At 60.1% G+C, this 20,619-nt stretch carries 12 protein-coding genes; 7 read left to right on the top strand and 5 right to left on the bottom strand.

Annotation, left to right across the window (positions count from 1 at the left end; translation table 11 throughout):
• Window positions 1-229 precede the first annotated feature (229 nt).
• The 3 genes from ACIPL2_RS24280 to ACIPL2_RS24270 all read left to right on the top strand — a co-directional run bounded on the left by ACIPL2_RS24280 (window position 230) and on the right by ACIPL2_RS24270 (window position 6,573).
• The gene (locus ACIPL2_RS24280; RefSeq protein ID WP_401360552.1) at window positions 230-2,119 is read left to right on the top strand and encodes a DUF1302 domain-containing protein; all 1,890 of its coding nucleotides are present in this window, start codon (window positions 230-232) and stop codon (window positions 2,117-2,119) included.
• Between the two features lie 28 nt (window positions 2,120-2,147).
• A complete protein-coding gene (locus ACIPL2_RS24275) occupies window positions 2,148-3,512 on the top strand; it encodes a DUF1329 domain-containing protein (RefSeq protein ID WP_401360550.1) in 1,365 nt (454 codons plus the stop codon).
• A gap of 322 nt (window positions 3,513-3,834) precedes the next feature.
• Entirely contained in the window at window positions 3,835-6,573 is a 2,739-nt protein-coding gene (locus tag ACIPL2_RS24270; protein ID WP_401360548.1) for a LuxR C-terminal-related transcriptional regulator, read from the top strand.
• A gap of 73 nt (window positions 6,574-6,646) precedes the next feature.
• Here ACIPL2_RS24270 and ACIPL2_RS24265 read toward each other — a convergent pair whose 3' ends face one another.
• Complete coding sequence (locus ACIPL2_RS24265) at window positions 6,647-12,781, bottom strand: M10 family metallopeptidase C-terminal domain-containing protein (RefSeq protein ID WP_401360671.1); 6,135 nt, start codon at window positions 12,779-12,781, stop codon at window positions 6,647-6,649.
• A gap of 337 nt (window positions 12,782-13,118) precedes the next feature.
• Between ACIPL2_RS24265 and ACIPL2_RS24260 the strand changes: the two genes are divergently transcribed.
• Window positions 13,119-13,763 carry an MBL fold metallo-hydrolase gene (locus tag ACIPL2_RS24260; protein ID WP_401360546.1) on the top strand — a complete coding sequence of 215 codons (645 nt, stop codon included), beginning with the start codon at window positions 13,119-13,121 and terminating at the stop codon, window positions 13,761-13,763.
• A gap of 101 nt (window positions 13,764-13,864) precedes the next feature.
• The gene (locus tag ACIPL2_RS24255) at window positions 13,865-14,596 is read left to right on the top strand and encodes an OmpA family protein (RefSeq protein WP_401360544.1); all 732 of its coding nucleotides are present in this window, start codon (window positions 13,865-13,867) and stop codon (window positions 14,594-14,596) included.
• Window positions 14,597-14,715: 119 nt separating this feature from the next.
• Here the strand turns inward: ACIPL2_RS24255 and ehuA are convergent, their stop codons facing one another.
• From ehuA to ehuB, 4 genes are all read right to left on the bottom strand, one after another.
• Window positions 14,716-15,510, bottom strand: coding sequence for an ectoine/hydroxyectoine ABC transporter ATP-binding protein EhuA (gene ehuA, locus ACIPL2_RS24250; RefSeq protein WP_401360669.1), 795 nt, complete (start codon window positions 15,508-15,510; stop codon window positions 14,716-14,718).
• 80 nt (window positions 15,511-15,590) lie between these two features.
• Window positions 15,591-16,247, bottom strand: coding sequence for an ectoine/hydroxyectoine ABC transporter permease subunit EhuD (gene ehuD, locus ACIPL2_RS24245; protein WP_149420246.1), 657 nt, complete (start codon window positions 16,245-16,247; stop codon window positions 15,591-15,593).
• A complete protein-coding gene (gene ehuC / locus ACIPL2_RS24240; RefSeq protein WP_401360541.1) occupies window positions 16,244-16,903 on the bottom strand; it encodes an ectoine/hydroxyectoine ABC transporter permease subunit EhuC in 660 nt (219 codons plus the stop codon). The genes ehuD and ehuC overlap by 4 nt, the downstream gene beginning before the upstream one ends.
• Window positions 16,904-16,970: 67 nt before the next feature.
• Window positions 16,971-17,828: an ectoine/hydroxyectoine ABC transporter substrate-binding protein EhuB gene (ehuB, locus tag ACIPL2_RS24235; RefSeq protein WP_401360539.1), complete on the bottom strand. Its 858-nt coding sequence runs from the start codon at window positions 17,826-17,828 to the stop codon at window positions 16,971-16,973.
• A gap of 281 nt (window positions 17,829-18,109) precedes the next feature.
• Here ehuB and ACIPL2_RS24230 point away from each other — a divergent pair, with 281 nt between their 5' ends.
• Window positions 18,110-19,504, top strand: a complete 1,395-nt coding sequence (locus ACIPL2_RS24230; RefSeq protein ID WP_401360667.1) for a PLP-dependent aminotransferase family protein — start codon at window positions 18,110-18,112, stop codon at window positions 19,502-19,504.
• A gap of 107 nt (window positions 19,505-19,611) precedes the next feature.
• A complete protein-coding gene (eutB, locus tag ACIPL2_RS24225) occupies window positions 19,612-20,583 on the top strand; it encodes a hydroxyectoine utilization dehydratase EutB (protein WP_401360537.1) in 972 nt (323 codons plus the stop codon).
• Window positions 20,584-20,619: the final 36 nt, after the last annotated feature.

Below are 20,619 nucleotides of genomic sequence, written 5' to 3'. Positions count from 1 at the left end.
GCGAAAGGACTGTTCCAGAGTGGCTGGCAGCTGCAAATCACACTTTAGAGGGATCAAGCAGTACTACCTGCTGGCTATAGTCCGCTCAAGGATTTTTAAGAACGGAGCAAACGCACAAAACGGGGCGATGCAACTTTGGCATGACTTTGGGACACCTTGGTTCCCTGTCATCCACAGCGTTTTTAGAAGTGCTCACTGCCATAACAATAATGCACATGGAGAAGCGTCGATGACATCAGTAAACCAGTTCTGGCGCCGGGCGAAGCTGCCCCTGGCTGTCAGTCTTGCCTCTACGCTCGCCGGGCCAGCATTCGGCGTCAGTTTCAACGTTGGTGAAATCGAAGGTCAATTCGACTCATCCCTGTCGATCGGTGCCAGTTGGTCGACCGAGAACGCCAACAAGAACCTCATCGGCGTCAACAACGGTGGTCACGGCCTGTCCCAGACTTCCGATGACGGCCACTTGAACTTCAAGAGCGGCGAAACGTTCTCGAAAATCTTCAAGGGCATCCATGACCTTGAGTTGAAATACGGCGACACCGGCGTCTTCGTCCGTGGCAAATACTGGTACGACTTCGAACTCAAGGACGAAAGCCGTCCGTTCAAGGACATCAGCGACAGCAACCGCAAAGAAGGCGCCAAGTCCGCTGGCGGGCAGATCCTCGATGCCTTCGTCTACCACAACTACTCCATTGCCGATCAGCCGGGTTCCGTGCGTCTGGGCAAGCAGGTCGTGAGCTGGGGTGAAAGTACCTTCATCGGCAGCGGCATCAACTCGATCAACCCGATCGACGTTTCCGCATTCCGTCGCCCAGGTGCCGAGGTCAAGGAAGGCCTGATCCCGGTCAACATGTTCTACGTCTCGCAGAGCCTCACCGATACGCTCTCGGCCGAAGCCTTCTACCAGCTGGAATGGGACCAGACCGTCGTCGATAACTGCGGCACATTCTTCTCCCAGCCAGACATCATTGCCGACGGTTGCGACAACAACCTGCGCGTGCTGAACAAGCGTTCGACCCTGCCTGCCGCAGCACTCGGCCCGTTGACCGCCCTGGGCGTCGACGTCAACGAAGAAGGTGTGCTGGTGCGTCGTGGCCCGGATCGCGATGCGCGAGACAGCGGCCAGTGGGGCGCGTCCCTCAAGTACATGTTCGAACCGCTGGACACCGAGTTCGGTGCCTACTTCATGAACTACCACAGCCGTGCGCCGATCTTCAGCGCCACCGGTGCTCCTGCAGCGGCCTACGCCCGTGCAGCGGCCTTGCCGGCAGCGCTTCGGCCCCTGGCGCCACTGGTGGTCGCGGGTAACTCGAACTACTTCGTCGAGTACCCGGAAGACATCCGCCTCTACGGCTTGAGCTTCTCCACCACCCTGCCTACCGGTACGGCGTGGAGCGGTGAAGTCAGCTACCGTCCGAACGCACCGGTGCAGCTCAACTCCACCGACATTCTGTTCGCCGGTGTTCGTCCTTTGGGCGGCGCCCTGAGCAACGCTTCGCTGCTCACCGGCGTACCGGGTCAGGACCTGCACGGTTATCGTCGCAAGGAAGTCACCCAGTTCCAGACCACCCTGACGCACTTCTTCGATCAGGTCATGGGCGCGAGCCGTCTGACCCTCGTGGGCGAAGTGGGCGTGACCCATGTCGGCGGCCTGGAAAGCAGCTCCGACGTGCGTTATGGCCGCGATCCGGTCTACGGGCCAGGTGAACTGCCTCCTACCGGCGGTGCCAACACCTGCTCGGCGATCCTCAACACCAGCACCATCAACGGTGCGGGTCCTGGCGCTGCCACCAACAACCTCAGCCGCAACTGCACCAACGAAGGCTTCACCACGGCCACTTCGTGGGGCTACCGCGGTCGTGCCATCTGGGACTACAACGACGTATTCGCCGGCGTGAACCTCAAGCCGAACGTGGCCTGGTCCCACGACGTGAGCGGTTACTCGCCTGGCCCTGGCGGCAACTTCGAGGAAGGTCGCAAAGCGGTGAGCCTGGGCGTTGACGCCGAGTACCAGAACACCTACACCGCGAGCCTGGCATACACCAACTTCTTCGACGGCAAGTACACCACCGTGGATGACCGCGACTTCGTTGCGCTCAGCTTCGGCGTGAACTTCTAAGCACTGTATTTTCAGGACGAACGCACATATGAAAATAACAAAGAGTCTGTTCCACGTTGGTGTTCTGGGGCTTTCGCTGCTGGCGACCGGAGTAATGGCAGCGGTCCCTGCGGCTGAAGCGGACAAACTGGGCAAGAGCCTGACCCCGATGGGCGCCGAAATGGCCGGCAATGCCGACGGTTCGATCCCGGCCTGGAAACCGATGGCGAAAAACGCCGGCAGCGTCGACAGCAAAGGCTTCCTGTCCGACCCGTACGCCAGTGAAAAACCGTTGTTCACGATCACGGCGCAGAACGTCGATCAGTACAAGGACAAACTTGCACCGGGCCAGTACGCGATGTTCAAGCGCTACCCGGAAACCTTCAAAATGCCGGTCTACCCGTCGCATCGCGGCGCGACCGTGCCGGACGACGTGTTCGCTTCAATCAAGAAAAACGCCACCAGCACCAATCTGGTGTCCGGCGGCAACGGTCTGGAAAACTTCGAAACCGCGGTGCCGTTCCCGATTCCGAAGACTGGCGTCGAAGTCATCTGGAACCACATCACCCGCTATCGCGGTGGCAGCGTCACCCGTCTGGTGACCCAGGCCACGCCACAGCCGAACGGCTCGTTCAGCCTGGTGTACTTCCAGGATCAGTTCGTGTTCCGCGACAAGATGAAGGATTACGATCCGGCGAACCCGGGCAATATCCTGTTCTACTTCAAGCAGAAAGTGACCGCGCCGGCACGTCTGGCCGGTGGTGTGCTGCTGGTGCACGAAACCCTCGACCAGGTCAAAGAGCCGCGTTCGGCGTGGGTCTACAACGCCGGTCAGCGTCGTGTGCGTCGTGCGCCACAAGTGTCCTATGACGGGCCGGGTACCGCTGCCGATGGCCTGCGTACCTCCGACAACCTGGACATGTACAACGGTGCGCCGGATCGTTACGACTGGAAGCTCGAAGGCAAGAAAGAGATGTACATCGCCTCCGACAGCTACAAGCTCGACTCGCCGCAACTGAAGTACGCCGACATCATCAAGGCCGGTCACATCAACCAGGACCTGGCGCGTTACGAGCTGCGTCGGGTCTGGCATGTGGTGGCGACCTTGAAGGAAGGTCAGCGTCACATTTATGCCAAGCGTGACTTCTACATCGACGAGGACACCTGGCAAGCGGCCGTGATCGATCACTACGACGGTCGTAACCAACTCTGGCGTGTGGCGGAAGCTCACTCCCAGAACTACTACAACGTGCAAGTGCCTTGGTACACCCTGGAAACCTTGTACGACCTGCAATCGGGTCGTTACCTGGCGCTGGGTATGAAGAACGAAGAGAAATCGGCGTATGACTTCGGCTTCACCGCCACCACCAGCGACTTCACCCCGGCTGCGTTGCGTCAGGACGGTGTTCGCTAACCGGCACTGACAGAGGCCGCATCCTCGAAAAACGCCCCGACTGGTTCGGGGCTTTTTTTTTGCCTGAAAATCTTCGGCGTCGGCGATGGCCTCTTCGCGAGCAGGCTCGCTCCCGCAAGGGGAGCGCGGTCCACTGTGGGAGCGAGCCTGCTCGCGAAGGAGACGACACGGTCTGTCAGGAAAACTTCATCTGCGGGCCGACGCCTTCTGCTTGTATTCTTTTTGTAGCCATTTGTAGCAATAACCTTCATTCCCTCTTCGTTTACCGCTAGTCTGCGGACATCTGCAACGCCGCCAACAGCATTTCAAACAAGAGCCGGCCATGACTGATCTGTCTCCACTCCCAGGCCCTGCAAGCGTTGCCGTCGCCGCACTGGACGGGCGCTTTTTTCGGCCTCCGTTGCCCGACGGCCATGTGCTGCGGCCGCGTCTGTGCGAGCGCCTGAGTGCGGGGCTCGGTGGCAGGCTGTTGCTGGTCAGTGCTCCCGCCGGGTTCGGCAAGAGTTCGTTGGCGGTGGAGTTCTGCCAGGCCCTGCCGGCGCAATGGCGAAGTCTTTGGCTGGGGTTGAGTCCGCGAGACAGCGACCCGGGGCGTTTTCTTGAGCGGCTGCTCGAAGGCCTTCAGGATTATTTTCCGCAGATTGGCAGTCAGGCATTGGGTCTGCTGAAAATGCGTCAGCGCCATCAGCCGTTTGCCTTTGAAGAATGGCTGGACGGCTTGCTCGACGAGTTGGCCGTGCACCTGTCGACCAGTACGCCCTTGCTGCTGGTACTCGATGACTACCATCTGGCCCAGGGCCCGGTGCTTGATCGCTGCCTGCAGTTTTTCCTCAATCATCTGCCTGACGGCTTGCTGGTGATGGTCACCAGTCGGCAGCGGCCGGACTGGCATCTGGCGCGTCTGCGCCTGTCGCGGCAACTGCTGGAGTTGCATGAGCAGGACTTGCGCCTGACCCACGATGAAGCCTTGACCTTGCTCGACCGGCACAGCAGTTCCTTGCGCGGCGAAGCGCTGGAGAACCTGATCCAGCGCAGCGAAGGCTGGGTGGCCGGCCTGCGCTTCTGGCTGCTGGCGGCTTCCGAAGCAGGCAACGATGGCGCGCTGCCGCAATCCCTGCACGGTGGGGAAGGGCTGATCCGCGATTACCTGCTCGAAGAAGTCATTGATTGCCTGCCCGCCGAGGTGCAGTCATTCCTGTATGACACGGCGCCCCAGGAACGCTTTTGCAGCGAGCTGTGCGACGCCGTCCGCGACGCCCATGACAGTGCCGAGATCCTGCGGTTTTTGCTGGCGCATCAGGTGTTCCTGGTGCCGCTGGACGAAAACGGTCACTGGTATCGCTATCACCATTTGTTTTCCGATCTGCTGCGCACCCGGCCAACCACGCCGGCGATGGTGCCGGCCGCCAGCCTGCACTTGCGCGCCTGTCGCTGGTTCAATGCCCAAGGGCTGCTCGATGAGGCGGTGGAGCAGGCGTTGCGTGCCGGGCACCTGGATGTCGCGGCGAACCTGGTGCAGAACCTCTCTGAAGAACAGCTACTCGCCGAACAAAACGTCGGCATGTTGCTGCGCTGGAAAATGGACTTGCCCGACAGTCTGCTGATCAGCACGCCACGGCTGATCGTGCTCTACAGCTGGGCGTTGGGACTGGCCTGTCAGCTCGATGCCGCTGAAGAGCTGGCCAGTCACTTGAGCCGCTTCCTGCCGGCGCCGTCGGCCACCGCGCAGAAATCCATGCTGGCGCAATGGCTGGCCTTGAGCGGAATTATCGCCCGTGGGCGCGGCAATCGGGAGTTGACGCTGCTCTATTGCGCCGAAGCGCTGGAGAGCCTTCCGTGCAAACGTTACGGCCAGCGACTGATGTGCCTCTCGACCTTGTCCAACCTGGCCATTGCCGACGGCGACTTGTGGCGTGCACGTGGCTTGAACCGTGAATCCCTGGAGTTGGCGCAACGGGTCGGCAACCCGTTGTTCGAAGCGCTGGCCCATTACGACCGCGCTCGTGTGTTGCAGGCGCGCGGGGAAATTCTTCGTTCGCTGGATGAAGTGCGTCAAGGGCTTCAACGCCTGCAAGGGTTATCGCCGCAACGGTTGTACGCCGTGCGTGCCCGGCTGACCTTGTACGAGGGCTTTTTGCTGGCGCTGCGGTTGCAGCCACACGCCGCGCGGGTGCGGTTGCAGGCGGGTTTGAGCGAGGCGCGGGCCTGTCGCGATATCAGCGTATTGATCGGCCACTGCGTGATCGCCCGGCTTGAAGGCAGCAGCGGCGAGTTTGCCAAAGCCTTTGCCGAACTCGCCGAAGCCGAACGGCTGATGCACATCTGGGACGTACCGCCCATCTACTACCTGGCGATGATCACCCTGGTCAAATGCGAACTCTGGCTGACCCAGGGCCGCACCGATCTGGCCGAAGCCTGGCTGGCTCGTCTGGGCCAGACCTACAACGGTGAACACGCGGCAGCACCTCCGGAGTTTCATCCGCAACTGCCGCTGCATATCGAACTGCAACAAGCCTTGCTGGAAGTCATCCAGGGGCAACCGATGCTGGCCGAAGGACGACTGAACGCGTTGCTGGAGAACGGCCAACAAACCGGCAGGCAGCTGCTCAGCTTGATGGCGCTGACACAGAAAGTGACGTTGTTGCTGATGAGTGGACGCGAACCCGAGGCACGCAAGGCGCTGGGCCAGGCACTGGAAGCGGCGGCCGGGGGCGCGCTGCAGCCGTTTGACGGTTTGGTGACCGAGCATCCGGACTGGCTGCGTGGGCAACTTCAATTCGGTACGCCGACGCCCGTTTCCCAAAGCCTGGCAGAAAAGCTTCCGGCATTGGTTGCTCGTCCCGCGCTGGACTCGAGCCCGGCAGCGGAACAACTCAGCACACGGGAAATGGCGGTCCTGAGATTGATCGCCCAAGGCTGCTCGAACCAGGAGATCAGCGATCAGCTGTTTATCTCCCTGCACACGGTTAAAACCCATGCCAGCCATATCAACAGCAAGCTGGGGGTTGAACGGCGTACGCAGGCAGTGGCGCGAGCCAAGGAGTTAGGAGTGTTGGGCTAGATGAAATCCTGACGCACTCACCAAAGTAAAACGCCCCGAACCAGTCGGGGCGTTTTTCAGGGTGTTGCCGGTGTTATGCGGTCAAATCGCTTGCACTGAAGGTGTTGACGCCTACCAACTGGATTTCGAAGTCCGCGCCCAGGTCGCCATTGACGTTGCCGTAGAGCACATGGTCGACGAAACGCAGTTGGCCTGCACCGGTAAAGTCACCGGCGCCAATGAAGCTGAAGCCATTGAAACCACCGCTCAGCAAGTTGGCGTCGAACTTCGTCAGATCGATCTTATCGCCCTGCAGACTGCTGAAGTCGGTGATGACATCGCGATTGACGCCCGTGCCCATCTCGCTCACAGCACTGAAAACGAACTTATCGGCACCTGCACCGCCGGTGAGGATGTCGGCGCCTGCGCCACCGTCCAGGGTGTCGGAGTTGAAGTTGCCGGTCAGGGTGTTGTTCAGGCTATTGCCCAGGGCTGTGAAAGCCCCGTTGCCGAGCAACATCACGTTTTCGATGTTGTGCAGATTACTCAGATTGAGGTCGACGGTGGTCTGTGCCCAAGCGTTGAAGACGACGTTCAGGGTGTCGGTGCCTTCATTGACGTTTTCCTGGACCAGAGCCAGTTCGCCAGCCTGATCAAGGTAATAATTGTCGTTGCCCTTGCCACCGATCAGGGTGTCCACACCGGCGTCGCCATTGAGCCGGTTGTCGCCGTCGTTGCCGGTGATCACGTTGTTCGAGGCGTTGCCAAAGCCCTCGAGGTCGGCTGTACCGGTCAGCGTGAGGTTCTCCAGATTGGCGCCCAGGACGTAGCTCACCGAAGAGCGCACGGTGTCGATCCCACCGGCCGGGGCACTGGTCTCGACGACCACGTCACCAAAGTTGTCGACGATGTAAGTGTCGTTGCCATCGCCGCCGCTCATGATGTCCGCACCGAGGCCACCGTCCAGGACGTTGTCGCCGATGTAGCCGTTGATCACGTTATTCAGGGCGTTACCGGTGCCGTGGAGGTTGCCACTGCCCACCAGCATCAGGTTTTCGAGGTTAGCGCCCAAGGTGTAATCGACGGTGGAATAAATGGTGTCGATTTCGCTGGCCAAGGTACTGGTTTCGATGACCACATCGCCGACGTTGTCGACGTCGTAGCTGTCATTGCCGGCACCGCCGATCAGGGTGTCCGCACCGCCGCCGCCGACGAGGACGTTGTCAGCACTGTTGCCGGTCAGGATGTTGTTCAGGTCGTTGCCCGTCAAGTTAAAGGCACCAGCCCCGAGCAACAGCACGTTTTCGATATTCAGCAGGTTGCTCTGGTACAGGTTGACCATGCTCGGCGAGCCCGTAGGCTGGGTCACGGAGTTGTAGGTGATGTACAGGGTGTCGGTGCCTTCATTGGCGTTTTCCTGAACCATGTATAACTCTTCGGCTTGATCGAGACCGTAGTCGTCGTTGCCCTTGCCGCCGATCAGGGTGTCCACACCTCCGCCGCCATTGAGCTGGTTGTTGCCATCGTTGCCGATGATCACGTTGCCCTGGGCGTTGCCGATGCCATTGAGGTCGGCGGTGCCGGTCAGCGTGAGGTTCTCCACGTTGGCGCTCAGGGTGTAACTCACCGAAGAGCGCACGGTGTCGATTCCGCCCGCGAGGGTGTTGGTCTCGCTGATCACATCACCGATGTTGTCGACGATATAAGTGTCGTTGCCGGTGCCGCCGATCATGACGTCCGCGCCGGAGCCGCCATCGAGGAGGTTGTCGGCCGTGTTGCCGGTGAGGGTGTTGTTCAGGTTGTTGCCCAGCGCGGTGAAGGCGCCGGTGCCGAGCAACAGCACGTTTTCGACGTTCTGCAGGTTGCTCAGATTGAGGTCGACGATATCGGTCTGAGCCGTAGCGGCGTAGGTGATGAACAGGGTGTCAGTGCCTTCGCTGGCATTTTCCTGGACCAGGGCCAGTTCGCCGGCCTGATCCAGGCCGTAGTCGTCGTTGCCCTTGCCGCCGATCAGGGTATCCAGACCGGCACCGCCGTTAAGCTGGTTGTTGCCATCGTTACCGGTGATCACGTTGTCCAGGGCGTTGCCGATGCCATTGATGTTGGCCACGCCGGTCAGCATGAGGTTTTCCACGTTGGCGCTCAGGGTGTAGCTCATCGAAGTACGCACGGTGTCGATCCCACCGGTACTGGTCTCGCTGATCACGTCGCCGATGTTGTCGACGAGGTAGGTGTCGTTGCCATCGCCGCCGCTCATGACGTCGGCACCGAGGCCGCCGTCCAGGAGGTTGTCGCCGGCGTTGCCGGTGATGAAGTTGTTCAGAGTGTTGCCGGTGCCGTTGAGGTTGGCGCCGCCCACCAGTGTCAGGCTCTCGACGTTGGCACCCAAGGTGTAATCGATGTAGGAGTAGACCGTGTCAAACTCGTTGGCCAAGGTACTGGTCTCAATGACCGCATCGCCGATGTTGTCAACGACGTAACTGTCATTTCCGGCGCCACCGATCATGACGTCCGCACCGAGGCCGCCGTTGAGGAGGTTGTCGGCAGTGTTGCCCGTGAGGGTGTTGTTCAGGTCGTTACCCAACGCAATAAAAGCACCGGTGCCGAGCAACAGCACGTTTTCGACGTTCTGCAGGTTGCTCAGGCTCAGGTCGACGGTATTGCTCTGGGCCGTCGCTGCGTAGGTAATGAACAGCGTGTCGGTGCCTTCGCTGGCATTTTCCTGGACCAGGGCCAGTTCGCCGGCCTGATCCAGGCCATAGTCGTCGTTGCCCTTGCCGCCGATCAGGGTGTCCAGGCCGGCACCACCGTTGAGCTGGTTGTTGCCATCGTTACCGGTGATCACGTTGTCCAGGGCGTTACCGATGCCATTGATGTTGGCTACGCCGGTCAGCGTGAGGTTTTCCAGGTTGGCGCTCAGGGTGTAGCTCACTGAAGAGAACACGGTGTCGATTTCGCTGACCAACGTGCTGGTTTCACTGATCACATCGCCAATGTTGTCGACGATGTAGGTGTCGTTGCCTGCGCCGCCCACCAGATAATCAGTCCCCAGGCCGCCGTTCAGAATGTTACTGCCAGCGTTGCCGGTGATCATGTTGTTCAGGGCGTTGCCGGTGCCGTTGAGGTTGGCGCCGCCTGCGAGTGTCAGGTTGTCAAGGTTCGTGCCCAGGGTGTAATCGATGTAGGAGTAGACCGTGTCAAACTCGTTGGCCAAGGTACTGGTCTCAATGACCGCATCGCCGATGTTGTCAACGACGTAACTGTCATTTCCGGCGCCACCGATCATGACGTCCGCACCGAGGCCGCCGTTGAGGAGGTTGTCGGCAGCGTTGCCCGTGAGGGTGTTGTTCAAGTCGTTGCCCAGCGCGGTAAAGGCGCCGGTGCCGAGCAACAGCACGTTCTCGACGTTCTGCAGGTTGCTCAGGTTCAGGTCGACGGTGTTGCTCTGGGCCGTCGCTGCGTAGGTAATGAACAGGGTGTCGGTGCCTTCGCTGGCATTTTCCTGGACCAGAGCCAGCTCGCCGGCCTGATCAAGGCCGTAGTCGTCGTTGCCCTTGCCGCCGATCAGGGTGTCCAGGCCCGCGCCGCCATTGAGCTGGTTGTTGCCATCGTTACCGGTGATCACGTTGCCCTGGGCGTTGCCGATGCCATTGAGGTCGGCGGTGCCGGTCAGCGTGAGGTTCTCCAGGTTGGCGCTCAGGGTGTAACTCACCGAAGAGCGCACGGTGTCGATTCCGCCGGCGAGGGTGTTGCTCTCGCTGATCACATCACCGATGTTGTCGACGATATAAGTGTCGTTGCCATCGCCGCCACTCATGACGTCCGCACCGAGGCCGCCGTCCAGAACGTTGTTGGCACTGTTGCCGGTCAGGCTGTTGTTCAGGTTGTTGCCCAGCGCGGTGAAGGCGCCGGTGCCGAGCAACAGCACGTTTTCGACGTTCTGCAGGTTGCTCAGATTGAGGTCGACGACATCGGTCTGAGCCGTAGCGGCGTAGGTGATGAACAGGGTGTCAGTGCCTTCGCTGGCATTTTCCTGGACCAGGGCCAGTTCGCCGGCCTGATCCAGGCCGTAGTCGTCGTTGCCCTTGCCGCCGATCAGGGTATCCAGACCGGCACCGCCGTTAAGCTGGTTGTTGCCATCGTTACCGGTGATCACGTTGTCCAGGGCGTTGCCGATGCCATTGATGTTGGCCACGCCGGTCAGCATGAGGTTTTCCACGTTGGCGCTCAGGGTGTAGCTCATCGAAGTACGCACGGTGTCGATCCCACCGGTACTGGTCTCGCTGATCACATCGCCGATGTTGTCGACGAGGTAGGTGTCGTTGCCATCGCCGCCGCTCATGACGTCCGCACCGAGGCCGCCGTCCAGGAGGTTGTCGCCGGCGTTGCCGGTGATGAAGTTGTTCAGGGTGTTGCCGGTGCCGTTGAGGTTGGCGCCGCCCACCAGTGTCAGGCTTTCGACGTTGGCACCCAGGGTGTAATCGATGTAGGAGTAGACCGTGTCGAATTCGTTGGCCAAGGTACTGGTCTCAATGACCGCATCGCCGATGTTGTCGACGATGTAGGCGTCATTACCGGCGCCACCGATCATGACATCCGCACCGAGGCCGCCATTGAGAAGGTTACCTGCCGTGTTGCCGGTCAAGGTGTTGTTCAGGTTGTTGCCCAACACCGTAAAGTCCCCGCTGCCAAGCAACAGCACGTTCTCGACGTTCTGCAGATTGCTCAAATTAAGGTCGACGGTGTTGGTTTGTGCCGTGGCGTTGTAGGTGACGTAAAGGGTATCGATGCCTTCGTTGGCATTTTCCTGGACCAGGGCGAGTTCTCCGGCCTGATCGAGACCGTAGTCGTCGTTGCCCTTGCCGCCGATCAGGGTGTCCAGGCCGGCACCACCGTTGAGCTGGTTGTTGCCATCATTGCCGGTGATTATGTTGTTTGAGGCGTTGCCGACGCCGTAGATGTTGGCCGTGCCAGTCAGCGTCAGGTTTTCCACGTTGGCACTCAGGGTGTAGCTCACCGAGGAGAACACGGTGTCGGTCCCACTGCCCAACGTGTTGGTTTCAACGATTACGTCGCCGATGTTGTCGACGATGTAGGTATCGTTGCCCGCGCCGCCAGCCAGGTAGTCGGCGCCAATGCCGCCGTCCAGGATGTTGTTGTTGGCGCTACCGGTGATCACGTTGTTCAGGGCGTTGCCGGTGCCGTTGAGGTTGGCTCCGTCTACCAGGATCAGGTTCTCGACGTTGTTGCCCAAGGTGTAGTCGATGTAGGAATAGACCGTATCGATTTCCGACAACGATGTGCCACGCTCAATGACCACATCGCCGACGTTGTCGACAATGTAACTGTCATTGCCGGCGCCGCCATCCATGGTATCCGCGCCCGCCATGCCATTGAGCAAGTTACTCATCGCGTTGCCGATCAACGAGTCATCAAACGCCGAGCCATAAGCGTTTTCGATCTTGGCGCCAAAGGCAATCGCCAGCCCTTCATTGAAAGCATCGCCGTTCTGGTCGGTGAATGCTTTGCCGATCTGGCTGAACTGACCTTCATTGAGGTTGATGCGCACCGAGGCCAACTGGTTGCTGCCGTCGATACTATCGTTACCACCGGCGTCCCAGATGGTTTCGAACACCGATTGGGTCGGTGCCCAGGAATAAACGTTGTTGCCCGTCATCCAATTATTATTGGCGCCATAGAGGCTCTGGATCGCCAGAATGTCGAGCAGCATCGGGGTGGTAGGCAGGTAAGAGTAATTATTGTTGTAGCTCATGACGGTCAACGCAACGTCGTCCAGCGACGGATCGATCGTGGTCCAGTTTGTCCCCCCCGGCGCGAACGAGTGCTTGAGGCCGATGGAATGACCGATTTCATGGATGAACGTCATGAAGTCATAACTGCCTTTATCAGGCGTCAGGTCGTTGGTATTCGGTCCGATCCAGACATCGCCACCATTAGGGGTATCGGCCGGGTAATAAGCCCAGGCGGCCGCGTCGTCATCGAGCTGCGCATAACCACCGAAGCGTATATCGCCCACATTGAACGAAGTTTCGGAGATTTGCTGGAAGGTGATGTTGGCGACGGCACTCCATGCGGCGAGCGCACCGGTAGCCGCTGTCTGCTGCGCCGCCGTCAATGCGTACATGTCTTTGTACTCATTGTCGGCACTGTAGGTCGGGGCGAACTTGGAGGTGGCAGGTGATATAAAACTGTACGTCAGGCTGGTCACCGCCCCAGGCACGTACCACTTCGTGCTTTCCCATTGGAAACCGGAGATAAGACTGTCGACCGGTCCAAATCCGGTCAGTGAAGAAGTCGTGCTATAGCTGTAACCAGTGGGGCGTGGCAGGTGAAATTCCTGAGTTAGGCTGCGGCCCTTCCTGATGCGGCCGCTACAATCTGCAATTTTGCATGAGAAATAGCGCCATTGACATCATATGGCCACTATTTTTTTGATGAGCGCCGACGTATGGCAACCCCGGCCTTTTCTATCGGCCGCGCCCGTATAATCCTTAGGCCTTCAATTGTCTGTGTACACGTCTGCCTTGCCCTTCCCAGGACTCTTTATGGATACCGCAAAACCCACACTCATCCGCGAAACCTTCCCCGTCGGCCCGTTGCAGTGCAACTGCACGATCATTGGCGATCCGATTACCAAAAAGGCGATCGTGGTCGATCCGGGCGGCAATCACGAATTGATCCTGGCGCGGCTCGACGCGCTGGGCTTGAAGGTGGTCAGCATCATTCACACCCACGCGCACCTCGACCACTTCCTGGCTTCGGGTCAGTTGAAGGAGAAAACCGGCGCGACCCTGCATTTGCACAAGGAAGATCAATTCCTCTGGGACAATCTGGAGATGCAGTGCCAGATGTTCGGCGTTCCGTACATCCCTGTGCCGTCGCCGGATCGCTGGTTGGCCGATGATGAGGAATTGGCTTGCGGCTGTGGCGTTGCGTTGCACACGCCCGGTCATACGCCCGGTTCCATGAGCTTTTGGTTTTCAGAAGCTAAGCTGCTGATTGCCGGCGATACGCTGTTTCGGCGCGGGGTAGGGCGCACGGATTTGTGGGGTGGCGATCAGGCGACCATCGTGCGTTCGATCAAGCAGCGCCTGTATACCCTCGATGAAGAGGCGACCGTGGTGACCGGGCATGGTCCGGACACGAGGCTGGGCGATGAAATGCGTGAGAATCCTTTTGTCCGGGCTTAATTGTTACAGACGGAATTTTTGTCTGCCGAAATGATCCAACGCCCGCAAAGGCTGATGCCTTGTCCGTTGCACCACAGAATGCAAAAAAGTAGGAGCTCTACATGTTCACCACGCGTCGTTTGATTATTGTCGCTACCGCTGTGGCCTTGTTGTCTGGCTGCGCCTCGCCTAACCCTTACGACAACCAGGGTCAGGCTGATGGTGGCTCCACGGGCATGAGCAAAACCGCCAAGTACGGTGGCCTCGGCGCTCTCGCCGGCGCACTGGCTGGTGCCGCCATCGACCACAATAACCGTGGCAAGGGCGCGCTGATTGGCGCCGCAGTGGTCGGTGCTTCCGCTGCCGGTTACGGTTACTACGCCGACCAGCAAGAGAAGAAGCTGCGCGCCAGCATGGCCAACACCGGCGTTGAAGTGCAGCGCCAGGGCGATCAGATCAAGCTGATCATGCCAGGCAATATCACCTTCGCCACCGATTCGGCGAACATCGCATCGAGCTTCTATCAGCCGCTGAACAACCTGGCGGGCTCGCTCAAGGAGTTCAACCAGAACCAGATTGAAATCGTCGGCTACACCGACAGCACCGGCAGCCGCCAGCACAACATGGACCTGTCCCAGCGTCGCGCCCAGAGCGTGGCGACTTACCTGACGTCCCAAGGTGTGAGCGGCACCAACTTGAGCGCCCGTGGCGCAGGCCCGGACAACCCGGTTGCCAGCAACGGTGACGTCAATGGCCGGGCGCAAAACCGTCGCGTCGAAGTCAACCTGAAGGCGATTCCGGGTCAGCAGTATGGTGGTGCCCAGCAACCAGGCACTGTTCAGCAATACCCATAACACCGCAAAACCATTGTGGGAGCGGGCTTGCTCGCGAAGGCGGTGTGTCAGGCGATATTAACGTCGACTGACACACCGCCTTCGCGAGCAAGCCCGCTCCCACATTGGCATCTGCGTACCTAGTTGGCTTCTTTCACCGCACTGAGAAACGCACACGTACGCTCCTGCTGTGGATGCTCGAAGATCTGCGCCGGTGTGCCCTGTTCGTGAATCTGCCCCTTGTAGAAGAAGCACACGCGATCGGCAAACTCCCGGGCGAAGCCCATCTGGTGCGTGACCATCAACATGGTCAGGTTGTGTTCGGCACCCAGCTTGCGAATCACGTTGAGCACTTCGCCACACAGTTCCGGGTCGAGCGCCGAGGTCACTTCGTCGAACAGCATGACCTTGGGCCGCATCGCCAACGCCCGGGCAATCGCCACCCGCTGTTGCTGCCCGCCAGACAGTTGCGAAGGGTAATGCCCCAGCTTGCTGCCCAGCCCGACCAATTCCAGCAAGTCCGCCGCGCGCTCGCGCGCCTCCACGGGTTTCATGCCGAGCACCTGCACCGGCGCCTCGATCACATTTTGCAGCGCCGTCATGTGCGGAAACAGGTTGAAACTCTGAAACACCATGCCGATCTTGCCGCGCACACGGCGGATATGCCGATCGTTGGCCGGCACCAGCACGCCGTTGCGATTGGGCATGTGGGTCAGCAGGTCGTCCTCAATGCGGATTACGCCGTCATCGATGCCTTCGAGCGTCATCAGCACCCGCAGCAGCGTGGACTTGCCCGAACCGCTGGGGCCGATGATCGCGACTTTCTCGCCTGGCGTGACGTCCAGGTTCAAGTGATCGAGCACGGTGAAGTTGCCGTAGCTCTTGGTGACGTCCTGGAAGCTGACAATCGGTTTGGCCGTGTTGGGTGTCTGCATGGCCGTGGCCTCCTGCGGATGCAGCGGGGTCGGGTTGCTGCGCCGGGAAAGGTCGCTGGGTGTCGAGAGTGGAGAAGTCATTAGCGTAGCTCCAGGCGCACTTCAAGGCGCCGTACCAGATAAGCCAAAGCGATGCTCAGGGCGAGGAAAAACAGACCGACCATGGTGATCGGTTCCAGATAACGGAAGTTCTCGGAGCCGATGTTCTTGGCCTGCTGCATGATTTCCACCACGGTAATCGCCGACAGCACCGGCGTGTCCTTGAGCATCGCCACCAGGTAGTTGCCCAATGGCGGCAGGATCGGCCGCAAGGCCTGAGGCAGGATGATGTTGCGATAAGCACTGTACGGCGCGATGTTCAACGCCGTGACGGCCTCCCATTGCGCTCGCGGCACGGCGTCGAGACCACCGCGATAGACCTCGGCGATGTAGCAGGCGTAATGCAGGCCGATGCCGAGAATCCCCACTTGCATGGCGGTCATGCTGACGCCGTAGTTGGGCAGCACGTAGTAGAGGAAATACACCTGGATCAGCAGCGGCGTGCTGCGAATGAACTCGATCACTGCGGTGGCCGGCCATGCCAGCCAGACGCGGCGGCTGCGGCGGCCGATGGCCAGGAACAGCCCCAGGACAATGGCGATCAGGAAGCCGATCAGGGTAATGCCCACGGTGTTGAGCGAGGCGCGCAGCAAATCGGGCAGGATCTGCCAGGCATAGGTCCAGTCGAACAGGGTCATGACAGACCTCCACGCATCCGCCCGCGAGCCAGATGCCGTTCAATGCGGCGCATGCCGATGTTGATCGCTTGCGCCAGGACGAAGTACATCACCAGCGCCAGGCTGAAGATTTCCAGGGTCTGGAAGGTCGCCTGATCCAGTTGCCGCGCCCGAAAGCTCAGGTCGGACAAAGTGATCAGCGACACCAGCGAAGTGTTTTTCAGCAATTCGATCAGCAGGTTGGTGCCCGGCGGAATGGCCGCCAGCAACGCCTGCGGAAGAATGATCCGGCGAAAGCGTTTGTAACCGCTGAAGTTCAGCGCCGTCGACGCTTCGTACTGACCCTTGGCGACCGAGCTGATCGCACCGCGCATCACCTCCGCGCCGTAAGCGCCGATGTGCAGACCGAGGCCGACGATCGCTACGCTGTAAGGGCTCAGCTCAAGGTTGAACGGCGGCAGCGGCAGCACGAAAAACAGCCAGAACAATTGCACCAGCAACGACGTGCCGCGGAACACTTCAATGTAGGCAATGGAAAACCAGCGCAGTGGCCGCCAGGGCGACATGCGTCCGAGCGCCGCCAGAATGGCCGCGACAATCGCCAGTATCGAGCCGAAGAATGTCACCTGGAGCGTTACCCAGGCGCCTTGTATCAATAGCGGAAGTAATTCACCCATGATTCAACCTGGCCATCCGGATTAAGCAGGGAATAGGCATCGCACCAAGGCGCCATGCCTGTCTCGACTATTGAGCGCAGAGCTCGGCAGCCGTTTTGCTTGTCACGTTGGATTTGTCGAAGCCGAAAGGGGCGACCGCCTTGAGGTGCTCTTCGGAGCCCAGCCACTTTTTCAGTTCGGCATTGACCGCATCACGCAGGTCCTTGTCTTCCGGGCGGAAGGCGAGGGCGCCGTAGCCGATGTGCGACGGGTCGTCCTTGAACTCGGTGACGGCTTCGACTTTCTCGCCACCCTTGGCCGCCAGGCCTTTCATGGTCAGTTGGGTGCCCACGGCGGCATCGGCACGACCGGCGCGCACGGCTTGCAACTGGGCGGTGGTGTCCGGCACCTGAAGGATTTGCGCATCTTTCACGCCGGAATCCCGCGCATAGGCCAGGTTCACCGTGCCGGCCATGATCGCCAGTTTCACCTCAGGGTTCTTGGCGATGTCTTCATAGCTGTGCAGGTTCTTCGGGTTGCCTTTGGCGGTGAGCAGCGCGTCCGGCAGTTGATATTGCGGGTCGGTGAACAGCACCTGCTTGCAACGAGCCGGGGTGATGTACATGCCGGCGGCAATCACGTCGAAGCGCCCGGCGCGCAGACCGGGGATCAAAGAACCCCACTCGGTCAGCACACCGTCGACTTTCTTGATGCCCATTTTTTCGAAGATGGCCTTGGCGATTTCCGGTGATTCACCGGTGACCCTGCCGTCAGTTTCGGTAAAGGCGAACGGGGTTTCGTTGGCGTAACCGATGCGGATGCTGCTGTTCTGCTTGACGGTTTCCAGCGTGCTGGCGGCGTGGGCGCTGGCGGCCAGGCCGAACATCGCACACGCCACGAACAGGCGACGCAAAACATGGGTGCTGCGGGAAGGGGAATTGCTCATCGATAAAATCTCCTGTTTCTTGTGGACCCGTCGTTGACGGCTCTGTGGTAGGAGGCAGTGTGACAAGAGCAAAGCGTATAAGGACTGATCCCATTGATCGGGACACAGTTCCGATACAGGTCGATTGGTTTTGTTGTGGGGCTTGAATGACAGCCTGGGCATCGACCCTGGACCGAGCATACAAAAGCCCTGTGCATGATTGCATTGCACTAGGACAATTGCTTTGCATGGATTCTCGCGGGATGCTGTCCCGACGAGCACTGACGCGGGTTTTAGCGCTGATGGACAAGTGGAAAGCAGCATTGGAAATGGCCCGCAGCGGCGAGTCGAAATACAAGATCCTGGTGCAGGCGATCGCCGATGACATCGAGCAAGGTGTGTTGGCCAACGATCAGCGCCTGCCACCCCAGCGGCACGTGGCCGATGCCATGGGCATCAGCGTGCAGACGGTCACCAATGCCTATAAGGAACTGGAGCGTCAGGGCCTGGTGCGCTGCGAAGTCGGGCGCGGCAGCTTTGTCTCGCGGCGCATGAGCGATCGGGTGGCCACCTACATTCTCGACAGCCCGGAGCGGGCGCTGGTGGATTTCTCCATCACCCGAATCATGCACACCCGCGAGCATGACCAGTTCTGGCGTGAGACCTGTCGCGAGCTCAGCACTGAAGAAGACCAGCCGTGGATTCATGCGTTTCGTCCCATCGCCGGTTTCGAATCGCACCGCGAAGCGGCCATGCACTGGATTGCACGCCAGGGCCTGCGGGTCGAGCGCGATGACATCCTGATCACCAACGGCGCGGCCCACGGGATCTTCCTGGCGCTGGCGTCGCTGGCCGGCCCGGATGATGTGGTGCTCTGTGAAGGCGTCACCGACCACGGCGTGATCGGCAATTCCCAGGTGCTGGGGTTTACCCTCAAAGGCCTGGAGATGGACCGCTATGGCATCGACCCGGAACACTTCGAAGACATGTGCAGCAATGAGCGGATCACCGCGCTGGTCTGCACACCGAACCTGAACAATCCGACCACCAGCCTGATGCCCGACAGCCGCCGGCGTGAGATCGCCGACATCGCCCGGCGTTTCGGCGTGCACATCATCGAAGACGATGTGTACGGCCCGTTGCTGGACGAGCGTCGCGCGCCGCCGATCAGCCATTACCTGCCGGAACTGTCGTTCTATTGCACCAGCATGACCAAGTCGGTGCTGACCGGTTTACGCATCGGTTATCTGGTGGTGCCCAAGCGCCTGGCGCTGCGCACCGAGAGCATCTTGCGGGTCAACAGCTGGATGGCCACGCCGATGGTGTCCGAGATCGCGGCCCGCTGGATTCGTGACGGTCGCGCCGACACGCTGGTGGGCATCCAGCGCAAGCTGTTGAGCGGACGTCAGGCGATGGTCACTGAATACCTTGATGAATACCTGCTCGCCCAGCATCCCCATGCCTTGAATGCCTGGATCGGTATTCCGTCGCATTGGGAGCTCGACAGCCTGGTGCGAGCGTTGCGCCACAAGCATATTGCGGTGACTTCGCCCGACCCGTTCACCGTGCGCGGCACGCCTCGGCCACGGGCGGTGCGAGTGTGTGTCGGTGCTGAATGCAGTGATGAAGAAATGCGTGATGCGCTGATCGGCATGCGCGAGATCTTCGGTCAGTACCCGCAAATCCACGACTTTTGATCGGGGAGAAATCCCCGAAAAAGTTTATCGGCTAAATTGCCCTAGTACATTCATCGCGACAATCGAGCCCTCTTAGACTGCGCCCAACACCCACGTGGGAAGCGGTCATGTCAGCGCTGCAGCTAAACGATATTTACCTCGCTCGCCAACGAATCGAATCGCTGGTCCGGCGCACCCCCATGGAATTTTCGCCAAGCCTCTCGCAGCGCTTGGGCGTAGCGGTCTACCTCAAACTCGAATCCCAACAAATCACCGGCAGTTTCAAATTGCGCGGCGCGAGCAATGCCGTGGCGCAGCTCAGCGTCGAGCAAAAGGCTCGCGGCGTGGTGGCGGCGTCGACCGGCAATCACGGTCGTGCACTGGCGTATGCCGCGTCCCGGCAAGGGGTGAAGGCGACGATTTGCCTGTCGCATCTAGTGCCGGCGAATAAGGTCCAGGCGATTCGTGATCTGGGCGCCGAGGTGTGCATCGTCGGCCAGTCCCAGGACGATGCCCAGCGCGAGGCCGAACGAATGGCCAGCGAGCACGGCGCGACATTGCTGCCGCCCTTCGATCATCCGGCAATCATTGCCGGGCAGGGCACGCTGGGGCTGGAAATCCTCGAACAGCAGCCGGACGTGGCGCAGATTCTTGTGCCGTTATCCGGTGGCGGACTGTTTGCCGGCGTGGCGCTGGCAATCAAAAGCGCCAACCCGAACATCATCACCCACGGCATCAGCATGCAGCGCGGCGCGGCCATGCACGCCAGCCTAGCGGCCGGGCATCCGGTCGAAGTCGAAGAGCTGCCGACCCTCGCCGACTCGCTCGGTGGCGGCATCGGCCTGGATAACCGTTACACCTTCAGCATGACCCGCGACCTCTGCGATCACCTGCACCTGCTCAGCGAAACCTCCATCGCCAATGCCCTCCGCCATGCCTACCGCGAAGAGCGACTGGTGCTGGAAGGCGCGGCAGCGGTGGGGATTGCCGCGTTGCTCGATGGATTGATTGCGCCGCGTGGGCCGATGGTCGTGGTGGTGAGCGGACGCAACGTCGACATCGACCAGCATCTGCGCGTCCTCGCCGGCGCGGATGCCTGAACCCGAACAACAATCGACTGACTGGAGCGCAACGTA

It is taken from the genome of Pseudomonas sp. NPDC086251 (assembly GCF_044746405.1).
Taxonomy (GTDB): domain Bacteria; phylum Pseudomonadota; class Gammaproteobacteria; order Pseudomonadales; family Pseudomonadaceae; genus Aquipseudomonas.
The sequence above is the reverse complement of the archived record's forward strand: the minus strand, read 5'-3'. Positions and strand labels throughout refer to the sequence as shown.